The organism is Gracilibacillus caseinilyticus, assembly GCF_022919115.1.
Classification (GTDB): Bacteria; Bacillota; Bacilli; order Bacillales; family Amphibacillaceae; genus Gracilibacillus; species Gracilibacillus caseinilyticus.
The window spans coordinates 2,982,335-2,999,855 of the sequence record NZ_CP095072.1; the positions used below are offsets into that span (position 1 = coordinate 2,982,335).

18 protein-coding genes and 3 other annotated features (1 of these 21 only partly in view) are annotated in these 17,521 nt (G+C 39.3%); of the genes, 14 read left to right on the forward strand and 4 right to left on the reverse strand.

All coding sequences use genetic code 11. The features are described from left to right. Positions 1-192, forward strand: a binding site (T-box leader) (it extends 38 nt beyond the left edge of the window). A 75-nt stretch (positions 193-267) separates the two neighbouring features. From thrS to MUN88_RS14015, 6 genes are all read left to right on the forward strand, one after another. After that, positions 268-2,214 (forward strand): threonine--tRNA ligase, encoded by a 1,947-nt coding sequence (gene thrS, locus MUN88_RS13990; protein WP_244716088.1) that lies wholly within the window; start codon positions 268-270, stop codon positions 2,212-2,214. Between the two features lie 737 nt (positions 2,215-2,951). Beyond that, positions 2,952-3,084, forward strand: a sequence feature (ribosomal protein L20 leader region). 76 nt (positions 3,085-3,160) lie between these two features. Next, positions 3,161-3,664, forward strand: a complete 504-nt coding sequence (gene infC / locus MUN88_RS13995) for a translation initiation factor IF-3 (protein ID WP_244724537.1) — start codon at positions 3,161-3,163, stop codon at positions 3,662-3,664. A 58-nt stretch (positions 3,665-3,722) separates the two neighbouring features. Beyond that, complete coding sequence (gene rpmI / locus MUN88_RS14000; RefSeq protein WP_244716090.1) at positions 3,723-3,917, forward strand: 50S ribosomal protein L35; 195 nt, start codon at positions 3,723-3,725, stop codon at positions 3,915-3,917. A 62-nt stretch (positions 3,918-3,979) separates the two neighbouring features. Continuing rightward, entirely contained in the window at positions 3,980-4,336 is a 357-nt protein-coding gene (rplT, locus tag MUN88_RS14005) for a 50S ribosomal protein L20 (protein ID WP_244716092.1), read from the forward strand. Positions 4,337-4,658: 322 nt separating this feature from the next. Beyond that, positions 4,659-4,868, forward strand: a complete 210-nt coding sequence (locus MUN88_RS14010) for a DUF1294 domain-containing protein (RefSeq protein ID WP_244724539.1) — start codon at positions 4,659-4,661, stop codon at positions 4,866-4,868. Between the two features lie 52 nt (positions 4,869-4,920). Next, on the forward strand, positions 4,921-5,502 hold the full coding sequence (locus MUN88_RS14015) for a TVP38/TMEM64 family protein (protein WP_244716094.1): 582 nt from the start codon (positions 4,921-4,923) through the stop codon (positions 5,500-5,502). 6 nt (positions 5,503-5,508) lie between these two features. On the opposite strand, the gene MUN88_RS14020 is transcribed toward MUN88_RS14015, so the two are convergent. Next, positions 5,509-5,892 (reverse strand): sigma-w pathway protein ysdB, encoded by a 384-nt coding sequence (locus MUN88_RS14020; RefSeq protein ID WP_244724541.1) that lies wholly within the window; start codon positions 5,890-5,892, stop codon positions 5,509-5,511. A gap of 124 nt (positions 5,893-6,016) precedes the next feature. Between MUN88_RS14020 and MUN88_RS14025 the strand changes: the two genes are divergently transcribed. Together MUN88_RS14025 and MUN88_RS14030 are read left to right on the forward strand one after the other, a co-directional pair. Then, complete coding sequence (locus MUN88_RS14025) at positions 6,017-6,502, forward strand: dUTP diphosphatase (protein ID WP_244716096.1); 486 nt, start codon at positions 6,017-6,019, stop codon at positions 6,500-6,502. An 18-nt stretch (positions 6,503-6,520) separates the two neighbouring features. Beyond that, entirely contained in the window at positions 6,521-7,603 is a 1,083-nt protein-coding gene (locus MUN88_RS14030) for a M42 family metallopeptidase (protein WP_244716098.1), read from the forward strand. A gap of 323 nt (positions 7,604-7,926) precedes the next feature. On the opposite strand, the gene MUN88_RS14035 is transcribed toward MUN88_RS14030, so the two are convergent. Further along, entirely contained in the window at positions 7,927-8,556 is a 630-nt protein-coding gene (locus MUN88_RS14035; RefSeq protein ID WP_256463970.1) for a lytic transglycosylase domain-containing protein, read from the reverse strand. 286 nt (positions 8,557-8,842) lie between these two features. Beyond that, positions 8,843-9,055 carry a small acid-soluble spore protein SspI gene (gene sspI / locus MUN88_RS14040; protein WP_244716100.1) on the reverse strand — a complete coding sequence of 71 codons (213 nt, stop codon included), beginning with the start codon at positions 9,053-9,055 and terminating at the stop codon, positions 8,843-8,845. Between the two features lie 99 nt (positions 9,056-9,154). Between sspI and MUN88_RS14045 the strand changes: the two genes are divergently transcribed. The 3 genes from MUN88_RS14045 (at position 9,155) to pheT (ending at position 13,743) form a co-directional block, all read left to right on the forward strand. Then, on the forward strand, positions 9,155-9,898 hold the full coding sequence (locus MUN88_RS14045) for a TrmH family RNA methyltransferase (RefSeq protein ID WP_244716102.1): 744 nt from the start codon (positions 9,155-9,157) through the stop codon (positions 9,896-9,898). A gap of 76 nt (positions 9,899-9,974) precedes the next feature. Continuing rightward, positions 9,975-10,216 (forward strand) — a binding site (T-box leader). 53 nt (positions 10,217-10,269) lie between these two features. After that, entirely contained in the window at positions 10,270-11,304 is a 1,035-nt protein-coding gene (gene pheS, locus MUN88_RS14050) for a phenylalanine--tRNA ligase subunit alpha (RefSeq protein WP_244716104.1), read from the forward strand. 15 nt (positions 11,305-11,319) lie between these two features. After that, entirely contained in the window at positions 11,320-13,743 is a 2,424-nt protein-coding gene (gene pheT, locus MUN88_RS14055) for a phenylalanine--tRNA ligase subunit beta (protein WP_244716106.1), read from the forward strand. A 70-nt stretch (positions 13,744-13,813) separates the two neighbouring features. Here the strand turns inward: pheT and rnhC are convergent, their stop codons facing one another. Then, positions 13,814-14,761: a ribonuclease HIII gene (gene rnhC, locus MUN88_RS14060; RefSeq protein WP_369809888.1), complete on the reverse strand. Its 948-nt coding sequence runs from the start codon at positions 14,759-14,761 to the stop codon at positions 13,814-13,816. Positions 14,762-14,882: 121 nt separating this feature from the next. On the opposite strand from rnhC, the gene zapA reads away from it, so the two are divergent. The 3 genes from zapA to polX all read left to right on the forward strand — a co-directional run bounded on the left by zapA (position 14,883) and on the right by polX (position 17,479). Continuing rightward, on the forward strand, positions 14,883-15,143 hold the full coding sequence (gene zapA / locus MUN88_RS14065) for a cell division protein ZapA (RefSeq protein WP_244724543.1): 261 nt from the start codon (positions 14,883-14,885) through the stop codon (positions 15,141-15,143). A gap of 7 nt (positions 15,144-15,150) precedes the next feature. Next, the gene (locus MUN88_RS14070; RefSeq protein ID WP_244716110.1) at positions 15,151-15,702 is read left to right on the forward strand and encodes a CvpA family protein; all 552 of its coding nucleotides are present in this window, start codon (positions 15,151-15,153) and stop codon (positions 15,700-15,702) included. Between the two features lie 61 nt (positions 15,703-15,763). Continuing rightward, positions 15,764-17,479, forward strand: coding sequence for a DNA polymerase/3'-5' exonuclease PolX (gene polX / locus MUN88_RS14075; protein ID WP_244716112.1), 1,716 nt, complete (start codon positions 15,764-15,766; stop codon positions 17,477-17,479). Positions 17,480-17,521: the final 42 nt, after the last annotated feature.

Consider the following 17,521-nt stretch of genomic DNA (forward strand, 5'->3'; position numbering starts at 1 on the left):
TACTTGATTAGAGAAGAAAACCTTGGCTGAAAGTTTTCTGTATGACCGCAAACTGTTACCACCTCTGAGCACTGCTGAGGAACGCATAGCTACTAATTAGCAGCGACTAATCATCGTTATCGATTTATCAAGCGTCTGCAAGTATTTGCAGGAATTTGGGTGGAACCACGGGTACTAACGCTCGTCCCTTTACTTTTTGTAGGGGGATGGGCGTTTTTTGTTTGTCGTCATAAGCCGAGCAACAGAGGAAAAAGGAGCGTGTTACCATTGGATCAGATTCACATTACGTTTCCAGATGGAAATGTCAAATCTTTTGACAAAGGAACAACAGGTGAAGACATAGCAGCGTCTATTTCGCCAGGGTTAAAAAAACAAGCATTAGCCATTAAGTTAGATGACACGTTTTATGATTTGCGTACACCACTCGCATCAGATGGCGCTATTGAAATCGTGACAATCAAATCAGACGATGGCGTAGAAATTACCAGACATTCGACAGCGCATTTGATGGCACAAGCTATTAAGCGCCTGTACAGCAATGTGAAATTAGGTGTCGGACCAACAATAGAAGATGGCTTCTATTATGATATCGACATGGAAGAATCGATTACACCAGAGGATTTACCACGTATTGAAAAAGAAATGAAACGTATCGTGGATAAAAATCTGGAAATAGTACGCAAAGAAGTTACGAGAGAAGAAGCAAAAGCCATTTATGAAGAAATTGGCGACGATTTAAAGTTAGAATTGTTAGAAGCAATTCCGGAAGGGGAAACTGTCACGTTATATGAACAAGGAGAATTCTTTGACTTATGTCGTGGTGTTCATGTACCCCAGACAAGTAAGCTGAAAGTATTCAAGCTGTTAAGTATTTCAGGTGCATACTGGCGAGGAGACAGCAATAACAAAATGCTTCAGCGTATTTATGGGACTGCTTTCGAAAAGCAGAGCCAGCTTGAAGACTATATGCGTATGCGTGAAGAAGCGAAAGAACGCGACCACCGTAAATTAGGAAAAGAATTAGGCATTTTCACTATTTCTCAAAAAGTTGGCCAAGGTTTGCCGTTATGGTTGCCGAACGGCGCAACGATCCGTCGTACGATTGAACGTTACATTGTCGATTTAGAGGAAAGATTGGGATACAACCATGTATATACCCCGATCTTGGGCAGTAAAGAACTATATCAGACAAGTGGGCACTGGGATCATTATCAAGATGATATTTTCCCTCCGATGGAAATGGATAATGAAGAACTTATCTTACGTCCGATGAACTGTCCACACCATATGATGGTGTACAAAAATGAGCTGCACAGTTACCGTAATCTGCCTGTTCGAATTGCAGAATTAGGCACGATGCATCGTCACGAAATGTCCGGGGCACTTGCTGGTCTTCAGCGTGTGAGAGCAATGACGCTAAATGATGCCCATATCTTTGCGCGTCCTGACCAATTGAAAGATGAATTTATCCGTGTCGTTGAACTTGTCAAAAATGTATATAAGGACTTTGGCATCGATGATTATTACTTCCGTCTGTCTTATCGTGATCCGGCAGATACAGAGAAATATATTGATAACGATGAAATGTGGGAAAAAGCCCAGTCCTTGTTAAAAGAAACAATGGAAGAAATGAATCTAGAGTATGTAGAAGCAGAAGGCGAGGCAGCTTTCTATGGACCGAAGCTTGATGTGCAAGTAAAAACAGCTCTAGGTAAAGATGAAACATTATCGACTGTTCAATTAGATTTTCATTTACCGGAGCGTTTTGACCTGACATATATAGGCGAAGATGGTAAAGAACATCGCCCGGTAGTTATTCACCGTGGTGTCGTGTCCACAATGGAACGATTTGTTGCCTTCTTGATCGAAGAGTACAAAGGAGCATTCCCTACGTGGCTTGCGCCAAATCAAGTAAGAATTATTCCTGTATCAGCGGATGCACATGCCGACTATGCGAAAAAAGTAGAAGAAGAATTACGATTCGCAGGTGTTCGTGTTGAAGTAGACGAACGCGATGAAAAAATCGGCTACAAGATCCGCGAGGCTCAAACTGCTAAAATTCCATTCGCCCTAATCGTAGGTGATAAGGAAGTAGAAGCAGGCGCAGTAAACGTAAGACGCTATGGCGAACAAGACTCCGAAACATTAAAACTTGACGCCTTCAAATCACTGATTCTCGATGAGATCCAGCAAAAAACGTTGCGTAAGAAATAAACAAAAATGCATCTTCTCATGTGGAAGATGCATTTTTAATTATAATGAAAAAATAATGCGAGTGGCAGAATGGAATCTAACTCCAGAACAAAAATAAAAAGTATTAGTTCTGATAATCGGATTATGTTAACTAGCTGCTTAGTGGTAATTTTGAAATTGTTCATGTACTGGCAGACCGCTCCGGCCAACCACTTCGCGTCCTGCGGGCACGGCTGAAGCTAACTTTGTAAAGAAGACCGCTTTACAAAGTGGATCTTCAGCACCTGCATGTCCCGCGGGAGTCTAAGTGGTTGGCCTACGCTGGGGTAGGTACTCTACAACTTTTATATGAATTAGGATTTTGAGCGCAATCCTAATTGTCCATAAATAATAGAATTAATTGAATGTTTAGAACCACTGCTTTTAACTGTTCCATACGTTGTAGAACTTTTCTTAAGCGTTGTTACCCACTATAAAAACCTCAAAATTACCACATTGTCATATAGTTCTAGTTAACATAATCCGGATTATAGGAGGAATTATGAACTTTATGTTAGTCAGTACCGGCCTAGGTTAAGGCTGGTTTCTTATTTGTGAAGATGATATAAAGATGCCGTCATTTTTAATGAATGTGAATGTTCTGGTTGATTCAATATCCAAAGCACTTCTTCCATGTGCAATGCATAAAAAATTAATGAATTGTTGACAAACCTTTCAATGGATGCTAATATAGTTTAGGTAAATTAAATATGATCAGAAGAGACAAGTAGAAGCACCCGCTTCTCACCTGATTGACACAACGTTGTAGTTGACAGGTATATATCCGACTTTATTGTAATGAAATAACAGGATGTGTGGGTGCCGTATGTGTACCGACACTTTTTTTATGAAAATCTTTAACTTGTCAATGATCATGTTTCATTACGCTTTGATTATATTTCGGAGGTGGCTGATTATTAGCAAAGATATGAACGTCAATGAGAGTATTCGGGCACGTGAGGTGCGTCTCATTGATTCAAATGGGGATCAATTAGGAGTTAAATCTCGTCAAGAAGCGCTAGACATTGCTCAAACAAGAAATCTAGATCTAGTATTGGTTGCGCCAAAAGCAAAACCACCGGTATGCCGGATCATGGATTACGGTAAATACCGTTTCGAGCAACAGAAGAAAGAAAAAGAAGCTCGTAAGAAACAAAAAGTCATTAACGTTAAAGAAGTACGTCTTAGCCCTGGTATTGAAGAGCATGACTTTAACACGAAGCTTCGTAATGCACGTAAATTCTTATCTAAAGGAGACAAAGTTAAAGTCTCTATTCGCTTCCGTGGACGTGCGATTACCCATAAAGAATTAGGTCAGAAAGTATTAGAACGTATGGCAGAAGAATGCAAAGACCTTTCTACGGTTGAACAAAAACCCAAAATGGAAGGCCGCAGTATGTTCTTGATGCTTGCGCCTGTAAACGAAAAATAATAACGCGCTAAGAATGCGACTGTTAAATAGATTCTAGTTTCAAGGAGGAAGAGTTACAATGCCAAAAATGAAATCACACAGCGGAACTGCTAAAAGAATGAGAAAAACAGGTAGTGGGAAGGTAAAACGTTCTCACGCATATACTAGTCACTTATTTGCTAACAAATCTCAAAAGCAAAAACGCAAATTGCGTAAATCAGCTCTTGTATCAGCAGGGGATTACAAGCGCATCAAACAAATGTTACCAAAATAAGTTAGAGTACGAACAGACATTAAAATTACAACAGATTTGATCGATTTTAGGAGGGAATTATTATGGCACGTGTTAAAGGTGGAACAGTTACACGTAAACGTCGTAAACGTATATTAAAGTTAGCTAAAGGTTATTATGGTGCTAAGCATTCATTGTTTAAAACAGCAAAACAACAAGTAATGAAATCAGGTCAGTATGCTTACCGTGACCGTCGTCAGAAAAAACGTGATTTCCGTAAACTTTGGATTTCTCGTATTAACGCTGCAGCACGTTTGAATGACCTTTCTTACAGCCGTTTCATGCACGGATTAAAACTTGCAGGTGTTGAAGTAAACCGTAAAATGCTAGCAGACCTAGCAATCAACGATGAAAAAGCATTTGCTCAATTAGCAGATCAAGCAAAAGCTGCTTTAAAATAAGTTGCAACGAATGACGGATAGTTCTGAATAAGAGCTATCCGTTTTTTGTTACATGTACGAATTATTCACGTGCGAATAATGAGAACAGCGGATTTACATGAGATAGTAGTAATAAAGAACTTGAGTAGCACTTGTTTTTAAACGATGTTGCGTGACAAAGGTTCGGAAACTTACTACGTTGAACTAAATTATTTCAAAGTGAATAAACATATACTTTTACAAATCATGAGAGGATGGCAGCCTGGTTAGTATTTTAATTGAAGGGGGAGAGTACGGATTGTATATTTATTTACTTATTATCAACCTCGTGGCATTTTTTACGATGTGGTTGGACAAACAGAAGGCCCGAAAACAAAAATGGAGGATTCCGGAGAAGAGAATCTGGTTACTAGCGATTGTGGGAGGGGCCTGTGGGGCAACGGTTGGCATGTATATGTTTCGACATAAAACACAGCACCGCACCTTCGTAATTGGCTTGCCAATGATCATTATACTCCAGATCGCTATGTTACTCATCGTTACGCAACGCTGATGTCATAACAGCTCGTCTCTTGTCATATACTTCAATGAAGGAGCTGATGATCATGATACCAATCGAAATGATTAGCCAATTAAAGGTAATGGAAAGTTATGCATTTGTTGCACCGGTACTGTTTATCATGATGCATATCTTACGACCGTTATTGTTCATTCCGGTATTGCTCTTATGTATAACAGGTGGTCTCTTGTTCGGCTTGTGGGCAGGTACTGTTTATTCCATTATTGGTTTAGTGATTTCGAGCGTGATTTTTTATATGATCATTCATTTTTTACCTGCGTTAGAAGCACGTTGCAAAAAATTAGAGAAACGACTGCTGGGAGATCAGCTTTCCCTGAATACCGTGCAAATCATGCTGTTACGCATGTTGCCATTTATTCATTTTCATTTAATGTCATTTTGTATTTATCAGAAATCAGTCAGTTTTACGTCTTATTTGCGCACAACCTTATTTACTGTGATTCCTGTTGCCATTTTTTATACAACATTAGGAAGAACGATACAGGAAATATCCGTATACTATGCGATACCGTTAGTCAGTACCATCTTAATACTTGCTTATTTCGTGCGGAAAAAGCAAGTAATTATTAAATGGCATACATTTTTTCAAGAAAAGCCAGTCTCGTGACATTGTTTATTTCAGTTGCAGTTTATTAATCGGATATTTCCACTCGATCTCAGCGTGAGGGTATCGAATCAGAATTTCTTCTTCAAGAAAATAAATATCCTTACGCTCAAATCCTTTTAATTTTTCAGGACTTTTGGTATGCATTATAATGTTGATGACTTCGAAAGCATCTTCTGTTGCTCCGAGATATTTTTCCCCTTCGAATAAAAAGCCTTTATACGTAATGAAAAAGTTTTTCTTTATATTATCATTGAAATCGAGAAAATAGAATTCTTTTTTCTCCTCTGCAACTTCCAGCTTGCGCTTTGGATTTACGAGATATTGGTATGCTGTATAAATGAGTACAATCATTGCGATAATAACTAACAAGCGAAATAAAATGACGATCATCATGTCCAACTCCTAACTTAGAAGACTTCTTAGTAGTATTACGTATGTAAGTAGCTTTGGTTTCAAAAAAATAATGGAATCATGCTATAATGATAGTGAATCCAAATGTAAAAGGGAGAATAAAATGAATTGGCAGACACTTTTTGATATGCAGCAACAGTTAGATAACTACATTTTATCACAACATGATTTGAAAAACGAAAATGTATTCGATAAAAAAATTTTAGCACTACTTGTTGAAGTTGGTGAGTTAGCGAATGAAACAAGATGCTTTAAGTATTGGAGTGTCAAACCGCCCAGTGATAAAGAAGTCATCTTAGAGGAATATGTAGATGGTATTCATTTCATTTTATCTTTAGGTTTGGAACTCGGTCTGGAACAATATGAGCACAAACCAGAAGGACAAGCCCTTGAACTGCCGGCATTGTTTTTAGAAGTATATCATGCTATTTCAACGCTCAAAGATACACCTTCTATCAAGGTATATCATCAGGTATTTAATACATATATAACGCTTGGAGAAGCATTAGGTTTTACTGCAGAAGATATAAAAGGTGCTTATATGGACAAGAATAAAGTGAACTTTGAGCGTCAAAATCAAGGCTATTAATCTGAGGAGGATGTTAAGATGTCAGCGAATGAACAATTACAAATGTTGCAGGAATTAACGGATGCAAGATCGGTACCGGGAGATGAGAAAGAAGCCCGTGAAGTGATGAAAAAATGGATCAGTCCATATGCGGATAAGGTGTATACTGATCATCTTGGCAGTCTCATTGCTGAAAAGAATGGGGATGCCAATGGACCGAAGATAATGGTAGCAGGTCACCTTGATGAAGTTGGTTTCATGGTGACACGCATCGATGATAAAGGATTTATTTATTTCCAAACAGTTGGCGGCTGGTGGAGCCAGGTAATGCTTGCACAGCGCGTAACGATTTTAACAAAAACAGGTGACGTCACAGGTATCATTGGTTCAAAACCACCGCATATTTTATCTGCAGAAGCACGGAAAAAACCAGTCGAAATCAAAGATATGTTTATTGATATTGGTGCATCCAGCAGAGAAGAAGCACAGGAATTTGGTGTAAAACCAGGTGATTCAGTTGTGCCATATTTCGAATTTACGCAAATGAAAAATGAAAAATTATTGTTGGCAAAAGCTTGGGATAATCGCATTGGTTGTGCAATCGCTATCGAGGTATTGCGTCAGCTGAAAGAAGAACAACATCCTAACCGCGTCTATGGCGTTGCGACTGTCCAGGAAGAAGTAGGCTTACGTGGTGCGAAAACATCTGCAAATGCAATAGAACCGGATATCGGTTTTGCTGTTGATGTTGGTATCGCGGGTGATACACCAGGTGTATCTGACAAAGAAGCAGACAGCAAGATCGGGGATGGCCCACAGATCATTTTATATGATGCCTCAATGGTTTCTCATAAAGGATTGCGTGATTTTGTGGTAGATACGGCTGAAAAGAATAATATTCCGTATCAGTATTCAACCATGGCCGGTGGAGGAACGGATTCCGGTTCTATCCATGTAACAGCTAATGGTGTACCAGCATTGTCCATTACAGTTGCAACGCGCTACATTCATACACATGCAGCGATTCTGCATCAGGATGATTTTGAAAATGCAGTGAAACTGATTGTGGAAGTTATTAAAAAATTAGATAGAAGTACTGTCGATTCCATTACATTTTCTTAATCGGTGTGGCAAAAGGAAAGGATAGGGGAAGCTGCTTCGCCTATCCCTTTTTCGTGCATAGAGAAACCATCAAGCAAATTGCAGAGACCACGCTCAAGGTGAAGGCTGTGTTATTGTAATACGGATTATGTAAAGTGGAACTGTATGTCAAGATGAACTCATAGCTGATCATCACGTTCATTTTTCACGATTATATAAGATGTATACATACAATGTAAGAGTAAAGCCGAACATAGCATGAATCTTGTTTGATAAGACTTCATGTTATGTTCGGCTTCTCATTTGACTACATTCTGTTACCCCAGGGTCTTACAAGTTTTCCGTTATGCTAAGTAACTCCCAAGAACTTTTTTGACATATGCTTGTGTTTCAGAGAAAGGTGGTATTCCTTGGTACTTATCAACATTCCCGGGACCGGCATTGTAAGCAGCTAGTGCCAGTGATTTGTTGCCATCATAACGATCCAGCATTTCTTTTAAATATTGCGTGCCGCCAAAAATATTTTCCGTGGGATTAAATGCATTTGTAACACCTAAACCACTTGCGGTACCTGGCATCAATTGCATTAATCCTTGCGCACCTGCCTGGCTAACAGCATCCGTATTATAGTTTGATTCGGTTTGGACTACTGCATCGATCAATTTTGCATCGACATTATACGTAGCAGCAGCTTGTTCAATGATCGATTGTATATCTTGATTCGATTGATCCGTTGATATGCTGGTCTGTACATTGCCAGCTAACACATCACGAATTGATTGACTTGTAGCAGTAGCATTTAAAAATTGTTCAGCCGGAAGCTGATTGTTGGTCGTATAGGCTTGTACGGAATTATTCATAACAGTTTGCAGGAGCTGTGCGAAATCGGATGAGGAAGAAGTACTATTTCCTGCACCGGTTATCGTAGACATTGCCTGCATCTGCATGAGTGGATAGAATGATTGAACGTTCAATGATATAATCTCCCTTTTAGTGCGTGTTCAACAAGGAGGACAAAAAGCGCAAAGAACGGAGAAGTAAGCGAACGCAGAAGTTCACAATGATTTTTCCTGGACTTTTTGAACATCCCTTTTAGTAAGATATAACTATGTTTACTATACCTTTAATCATTGGAAAAAGCAATCGATTTTTTAGGAGGTTATCCAGCCTTTTCATCATTTGTATGACAGGCAGTTCTAACAATTTCTTGGTATTAATTAAAAAACGTCGCAGTTCTAATTGAGCTGCGACGTTTTCTTCTTATTTTTGGCTAACTGCTTCTTCTAAAGCTTGTAAGACTTCTGTTTTTTCTTGTTCATCTGCATTTTGCCAATATAATTCAAACAAAACACCAAGACCAGGTAACATTTTTTCTTCACCACTTTGGATGGCGTCGACGATTGTAGCTTCTAATTGATTGGCATTATTTCCAGTGACATTGGAAATAATTGCTTTACGCAAATTTAAATCCATTTTTTCACCCCATCTTCTGTCATTATTTCATTTTAGTTTGACCTTAATGTGTCATAATATGTATGATAGAAGCAATTAAAGAAGAGGAATGAAGTAGACATGTTAACATCTGTGAAAAATGAAAAAGTAAAAAGCTGGCGCAAATTAAAAAAGAAAAAAGAACGAGATAGTGAAGGGAAATTTCTCATTGAAGGGTATCATTTAATCGAGGAAGCAATGAAAAGTGAATGGAACATAGAAGAAATTATTTACCAAACAGGTTCGGACGTAGAAGGTGGTTGGAAACACTTCCCGTTACATGAGGTGACAGACAATGTCATGATGGCAATAACGGAGACAAAGAATCCCCAAGGAGTATTGGCTGTTATCCACAAAAAAGAAGGGAGTAATGCTAATATATCACGAGCACTCCTTATTGACAGAGTACAGGATCCTGGAAATGTTGGGACAATGATTCGAACAGCAGATGCTGCAGGATTTGACACAGTTATTCTTGGAGAAGGAACCGCTGATTTATACAATGACAAGGTGATCCGCGCCACACAAGGTTCACTTTTTCATATGGAGATTTATCAAGCTAATTTGAACGATACCATGAATGAACTGAAGCAACATGGTATAACGGTGTGGTCTACCGGGTTAAGCAATGCCGACTATTATCATGATTTAGCTATCCCTGATAAACTAGCTATTATTGTCGGCAACGAAGGAGAAGGTGTTGCTGCTGAAATAATGGCGCAAGCTGATCAAAATGTAAAAATCCCGATATATGGAAAAGCGGAGTCATTGAATGTCAGTATCGCTGCAGCAGTTCTTATGTATGCAACAGCAAAAAAAGTTTAAATTTTTTCGGGAAAAGAGAACAAGGACTTGCATCCCGCTACAAGCTTGCTTATACTATATTAAGTAAAAACAATTATAAAAGGCGATGAAAGAGTCAGTAAATATGTCATGAATCGTTGGCAGGGAAGAAGCACCGTAGACTGAGAGTGTTTCTAGCGAGTACATATTGAAATTTCACTCTGGAGCTGACACTTGGACCTTGCCTGATGCAAGTAAAGGTGTTCCGGGAAAACCGTTATCTGATTACTGAGGTGGATATAGCTCATTTTGCTGTATCAACAAGGGTGGTACCGCGATACATACAGTCTCGTCCCTTTTATAGGGATGAGGCTTTTTTTATTGTTTTTGAAATCAAAAAGGAGGTTCCAAACATGAAAGAACAATTGCAAGCATTGGAACAAGAAGCATTACAAAAAGTAGATGAAGCAACATCACTGCAAGCATTGCAAGATGTACGTGTTGCCTATTTAGGGAAAAAAGGACCCATTACAGAAGTGTTAAGAGGCATGGGTAAGTTATCAAAAGAAGAAAGACCTGTCATTGGTGAGTTAGCTAACACTGTACGAGGCAATATCGCAACCTCACTAGACAAAAAGAAAGCAGCAATGGAAGCAGAAGAGTTAGAAAAACAATTAGCAGATGAAACCATTGATGTGTCCTTGCCTGGACGCCCTGTACCAACTGGTGGCAAGCATTTGTTAACTAGTATAGTTGAAGAAATTGAAGACCTTTTTATCGGTATGGGATTTGAAGTGCGTGAAGGTCCTGAAGTAGAAACAGATTACTACAATTTCGAAGCATTAAACTTACCAAAGGGTCACCCGGCTCGAGATATGCAGGATTCTTTCTATATTACAGAAGACATCTTACTGCGAACGCACACATCACCAGTGCAGGCACGTACGATGAATATGATTAAGGGCGAACGTCCGGTGAAAATGATTTGTCCTGGTAAAGTGTACCGTCGTGATACAGATGACGCAACGCATTCACACCAGTTCACTCAAATCGAAGGATTGTATGTTGATCGTAATGTGCGTATGAGCGATTTAAAAGGGGTATTAGACCGCTTTGCTAAACAGATGTTCGGTTCAGATCGTGAAATCCGCTTACGTCCAAGCTTCTTCCCTTTTACAGAACCGTCGGTAGAGATGGACATTTCGTGTAAGGTTTGTCATGGGGATGGCTGCAGCGTATGTAAAAAAACAGGTTGGATTGAAATTTTAGGTGCTGGTATGGTACACCCACGTGTATTAGAAATGGCTGGTTATGATCCAAAAGAGTATAGCGGATTTGCCTTCGGAATGGGCCCAGAACGAATTGCGATGCTGAAATATGGTGTCGATGATATTCGCCATTTCTATACGAACGACATTCGATTCTTGAAACAGTACCATCAAGCATAAGGAGGACGAGAAAGCATGTTAGTATCATTAAATTGGTTAAAAAATTATGTCGATATAGATCAGTTAAACTACGAAGATTTAGCGGAACGAATTACGAAATCAGGGATAGAAGTAGAAGGATTGGAAAATTTTGCAATACCAGCAAAGAACGTTGTTGTTGGTTATGTGGAGAGCTGTGAAAAGCATCCGAATGCAGATAAACTGAATTTATGCCAAGTGAATGTAGGCGATGAAACGTTGCAAATTATCTGTGGCGCACCGAATATTGCAGCAGGCCAAAAAGTAGCTGTAGCCAAACCAGGTGCCGTACTGCCTGGAAATTTCAAAATCAAAAAGGCTAAATTACGTGGTGTAGAATCTAATGGTATGATCTGCTCCATGCAAGAATTGGGTGTGGAAGAAAAGTATGTACCGAAAGAGTTCTCAACTGGTATTTTCGTATTTCCAGAAGATGCGGAAGTTGGTACAGATGTAACGTCATTGCTTAATTTAGATGATGTTATTATGGAATTAGGATTAACACCGAACAGATCGGATGCCTTAAGCATGTTAGGCGTTGCATATGAAGTTGCAGCTATATTAGATGTACCGATCCGATTACCACATACGAATTATCACACAATTGAAAAAAATGTAGCAGACGCTGTAACTGTAAAAGTAGAAGCAACTGAGCAGAATCCTTATTATGGAGCGTTTGTTGCAAAAGATGTAAAAATCGGACCGTCACCACTTTGGATGCGAAATTGTTTGATGGCAGCAGGAATTCGACCGATTAACAATGTTGTAGATATTACGAATTATGTGTTACTGGAATACGGACAGCCGCTTCACGCTTTTGATTACGATAAATTCGGATCCAACGAAGTAGTCGTAAGAATGGCAGAAGAAGGGGAGAAATTTGTAACGTTGGATGATCAGGAACGCACATTAACGAATGAACATCTTGTGATCACGAATGGAGAAGTCCCAGTAGCATTAGCTGGTGTTATGGGTGGAGCTGACTCAGAAGTATCTGAAGAAACGACGACAGTGTTACTAGAAGCTGCTTACTTCGCAGGTCCAACAGTTCGCAAAGCATCGAAAGATTTTGATTTAAGAAGTGAAGCAAGTACGAGATTTGAAAAAGGTGTCGATCCGAATCGTGTTCGTCTTGCCGGTGAGCGTGCCTGCCAGCTATTAGAAAAATATGCAGGTGCTCAAATTTTGACTGGTATCGCAGCTTACGATGCATTAGATTATACGGAAAAAACAGTAACGATCTGGTCCTCTGTTATTAATGATCGTCTTGGTACTGCTATTTCTAATGAAGACATTGCCGATATCTTGCGTAAGCTACACTTTAAATATGAACAAGATGATGAAACATTCACGGTTTACGCACCAACACGACGTCAGGATATTGTTATTTTCGAAGATATGCTCGAAGAAGTGGCACGTATTTATGGCTATGATAATCTGCCATTTACATTACCAGCTGGAGAACAAGCTGGCGGTTTAACAGAATACCAAGCGTTAAAACGTCACATTAAACGCTTTTTGGAAGGGGCAGGTTTATCAGAAACTGTCACTTATTCCTTAACCAGCGGGACAAGAGCAACGGAATTAGTAAGTCCAGAAGTCGCAGAGAAAATGGTCTCTGCTGTTTCGTTGTCCATGCCGATGAGTGAGGAACACAGTACATTACGTCTCAGTATATTACCAGAGATGCTAGCATCTGTTTCCTATAATTTAGCTCGAAAGCAGTCAAATATCGCTTATTATGAGCTAGGAAGTATCTTTCTTTCTGAAGAAGAGCAAGTGACGACACAACCAGAGGAAAAATTACGCTTAGCAGGTGCGTTAACCGGTGAGTGGACCTTGCAGCCATGGCAGCAAGAGAAAAAAGCAGTCGATTTCTTTGTTGTAAAAGGTATCTTAGAGGCGTTATTTGGGTCATTGAATACAGAAGTGACCTTTACACAGGCGAAATTGGAAGGCATGCATCCAGGTCGTACTGCTCAACTGTTCGTAGGTGACCGTTCTGTCGGCTTTGTTGGTCAATTACATCCACAATTGCAAAAAGATTATGATCTCAAAGAAACGTTTGTTTTTGATGTCGACATGGATTATATTTTAGCGAGCTATCAGAATGAACCAAGTTTTGCTAAGATTCCACGTTTCCCAAGCGTAACGAGAGATATTGCACTTGTGGTGGATCAACATGTTGCGGCAGGCGCTGTAGAGGCAACAATTGCACAAGCCGGTGGAGCTCTGGTTCAGCACATTCAAGTATTCGATGTCTACCAGGGTGAGCACTTGCCAGATGGTAAGAAGTCGATCGCTTTCAGCCTGTTCTATCAAGATCCGGAGCGTACATTAACAGATGACGAAGTAGAAGCATCGTACCAGGCAATATTAGACGCAGTAGCAACAGAACACCAGGCAGAATTAAGAGGATAAACAACAAGGCTGCATTTTTTAACAAGATGCAGCCTTCTTTAACACAACGAAACAAAAAAAGATCAAGATGTTATTTCTTAGCAAATTTCAGTGCTTTTTCGGTATTGGCAAAATGCATTTTTGCTAAATCAGATAGGTGTTCCAAGCCGTGCTTTTTAATTAGATATGCAGCTGTCTCGTCCACTTTACTCGAAGCCCCTTTCGGAATAGTGATGCCTGCTTGAGAAGACAGTTTCTCCATTTCTTTGACGAATTTTGCTCTTGCGATAATCGATGCAGCAGCAACAGCAGTAGAATAGCTTTCTGCTTTCGTCATAAAGTAAGTCTGCTTTTCTAATTGTATGCCTTCCTGCTTAATATGTTTGATATAGGAAGACGGCTGGCAAAATTGGTCGATAAGAATGCCTGCCCCTGGATCGGCTTCCAGTTTTTTTAGCAGTTTTTGAATGGCATGCTGATGAAGCATTGCTTTCATCTTCCCTTGATTCCAGCCTTTTTTCTGCAGTTGGTTGTACTTGTCATTATGTAATGTCATTAATGTGTACGGAATTTTCTCTTTCACGATTTCCTTTGCTAATACACGAATACGATCATCTGTCAGGGTTTTGGAATCGGTGATGCCTAACGATTTCAGTAATCCGGTTTTTTCTTCGGGAACATAGACAGCACTGACCGTAATCGGACCAAAATAATCTCCTGTACCAGCTTCATCTGTGCCTATATGGGCAGAGCGGAATAATGATTCTGGCGGCATATAATCATGTTCATTAACAGAACCTTGGTCACGAGAAGATCCCTTCGTATTAGTCGCGATTTTCTGCCATCTATTTGATTCGGTAACGGCTTGCTGTCCCTGGAACATTACTTTACCAGAGTGGTAGGCTGTAATCGTGACATTATTATATTTAGCTAAGAAAAGACTATTTGCCGGAACTTTGGTAATATAATCTACGTAATAATCTTTTAGCTTTGGTAAATCTTTTTTAGTAATCTGTAAAACAATAGTTGACACTAGCATTCGTCCTTTCTTATTTTCTATAATAAGTATAACAGGAAAGGTTTTATCAGAATAGTTTTCTAATTGAATGCTTCATGTTAATATTAATTTTAAGGTTATTTGTCTAGAAGGGGGAATCATGGTGTCCCAACCAGAAAAAGCACGGACCACCGTTGATATATATGGTAGATCCTACAATATTGTAGGGAATGAAAAACATGAACAAGTACGCATAGTGGCTAGCCTGGTCGATGAAAAAATGCGTGAAATACATGAGGTTAATAAATCATTGGACACTACGAATTTAGCAGTTTTAACAGCAGTTAATACAATGAATGATTACATAAAGTTAAAAGAAGAGTTTGACGTATTACAAAAATTACTTGAGGAGAAAGAGGAATAGCGTTGTCATGGTGAATTTAATATTGATTGTTTTATTTATAATTGGAGTACTTGTTGGAATGAGAAGAGGATTTATCCTGCAAGTTCTTCATTTGACTGGATTTATTGTTGCTTTTATTGTTGCAGCTACTTATTATGATGATTTGGCGTCTAATTTGGAGCTGTGGATTCCATATCCGGAAATTATGTCAGATGCGTCATGGGCTGTTTTCTTAGAAGCAGTTCCTTTAGAAACTGCTTATTATAATGCTATTGCATTTGGTGCATTATTTTTTGTAAGTAAAATTATTCTGCAGATCATCGCTACCATGCTTGATTTTGTTGCTGATTTACCGTTCTTGCGACTGATCAACAGCTGGTTAGGAGCGGTATTAGGCTTTGTTGAAGTTTATTTGCTTATTTTTGTTGCACTATATATATTAGCATTGGCTCCTGTATCACATATTCAGACGATGATTGATCATTCAGGTATCGCAACTTCGATTATTGAACATACTCCAGTATTGTCAGAGAAATTGACGAATTATTGGTTTGAAAGTGATCCATTTCATAAGGAGTAGTACATATGCCCTTGCAACGAGAGACAGCAAGGGTATTTATCTGTAAAGTGAGGGGAAATACATGACTGTGAACAAAAAAGACGTTATAAAATTATTAGAAAAAATCGCCACATATATGGAATTAAAAGGTGAAAATCCGTTCAAAATTTCCGCTTATCGTAAAGCAGCACAAGCTTTGGAAAGAGATGATCGTTCATTAGATGAAATAGATGATTTTACAAAGCTGCAAGGAGTGGGAAAAGGAACAGCTGGTGTTATCACAGAATTTGTTGCGAATGGTGAATCAGATACGTTACAACAATTAGAAAAAGAAGTACCGGAAGGACTGATTCCGCTCTTACATCTTCAAGGATTAGGTGGAAAAAAACTGGCGAAGCTCTATCATGAGCTGAATGTGATGGATGAGGAATCTTTAAGAAAAGCATGTGAGAATAACGAAATCCAAGTATTAAAAGGATTCGGCAAAAAAACAGAAGAAAAAATATTAGAAGCACTGAATAATATCGGTGCACGTCCAGAACGATTACCGGTATCTGTTGTAACAAGTATTGTGGAACAAATTGAACAATACTTAGCTTCTATTAAAGAAATTTCACGGTTTTCCATTGCTGGAAGTATGCGGCGTTTTCGTGAGACAGTTAAGGACCTTGATTTTATTATTGCAACAGATAGTCCTGAACAGGTTCGGGAACAATTACTAGCCTTCGAATCTCGAATTGATACGATTGCAGCAGGTGAAACAAAAGTGTCCATTGTAGTAGAAGGGCGTTATGATATCAGTGTTGATTTTCGCATGGTTACCGATCAGGAATTCGCAACGACATTACATCATTTTACCGGTTCAAAGGATCACAATGTGTTAATGCGGCAATTAGCGAAAGGGCAAGGAAAGAAAATCAGCGAGTATGGAGTAGAAGATGTTGAAACGGGTGAAACGGAAACATTCGATTCCGAACAAGCATTTTACCAAAGCTTTGGTTTGCATTATATTCCACCTGAAATACGAGAAGGAAAAGATGAGATCGATCTGGCGGAGTCCATGATTGAGCTGGTTGACCTGACATCGATTCGTGGTGATCTGCACATGCACACAACTTGGAGTGATGGTGCCCAATCGATAGAGGAAATGGTGAATCGTGCCAAAGAAAAAGGATATGATTTTATCGCGATCACGGATCATTCCAAGTTTTTACGAGTGGCAAACGGATTAAATGAGGAACGTTTACGATTGCAACGGAAAGAAATCGAACAAGTGCAAGCGAAACATTCGGATATCCAGTTGTTTACAGGGGTTGAGATGGATATTCTCCCTGATGGTAAGTTGGATTTCGATAATGATATGCTGCAAGAACTGGATTTTGTCATTGCGTCCATCCATTCCAGCTTTCAACAATCACAGGAGAAGATTCATGAACGACTGCTTCAAGCATTACACAATCCGCATGTTGATATGATTGCACATCCTACTGGCCGTCTAATCGGGAAAAGGGACGGATATTCGGTTGATGTAGAATGGTTGATAAATGAAGCCAAGGGTACCAACACGATACTTGAACTAAATGCTAATCCAAATCGACTAGATCTCGCCGCTAAATGGGTCGAACTTGCACAGAAGAAAGGTGTAAAAATCGCCATTAATACAGATGCACACAGCTTTCAAATGCTGGAAGATATGAAGACTGGTGTCGGTACGGCCAGACGCGGTAAATTGAGAAAAGAAACAGTCGTAAATACTTGGACAGCCGAGCAATTACGTCAATGGCTGGAGAGTAAATAAATTGCTGTTATAATGAGAAGCAGCTTCATTTATAAGCTCATA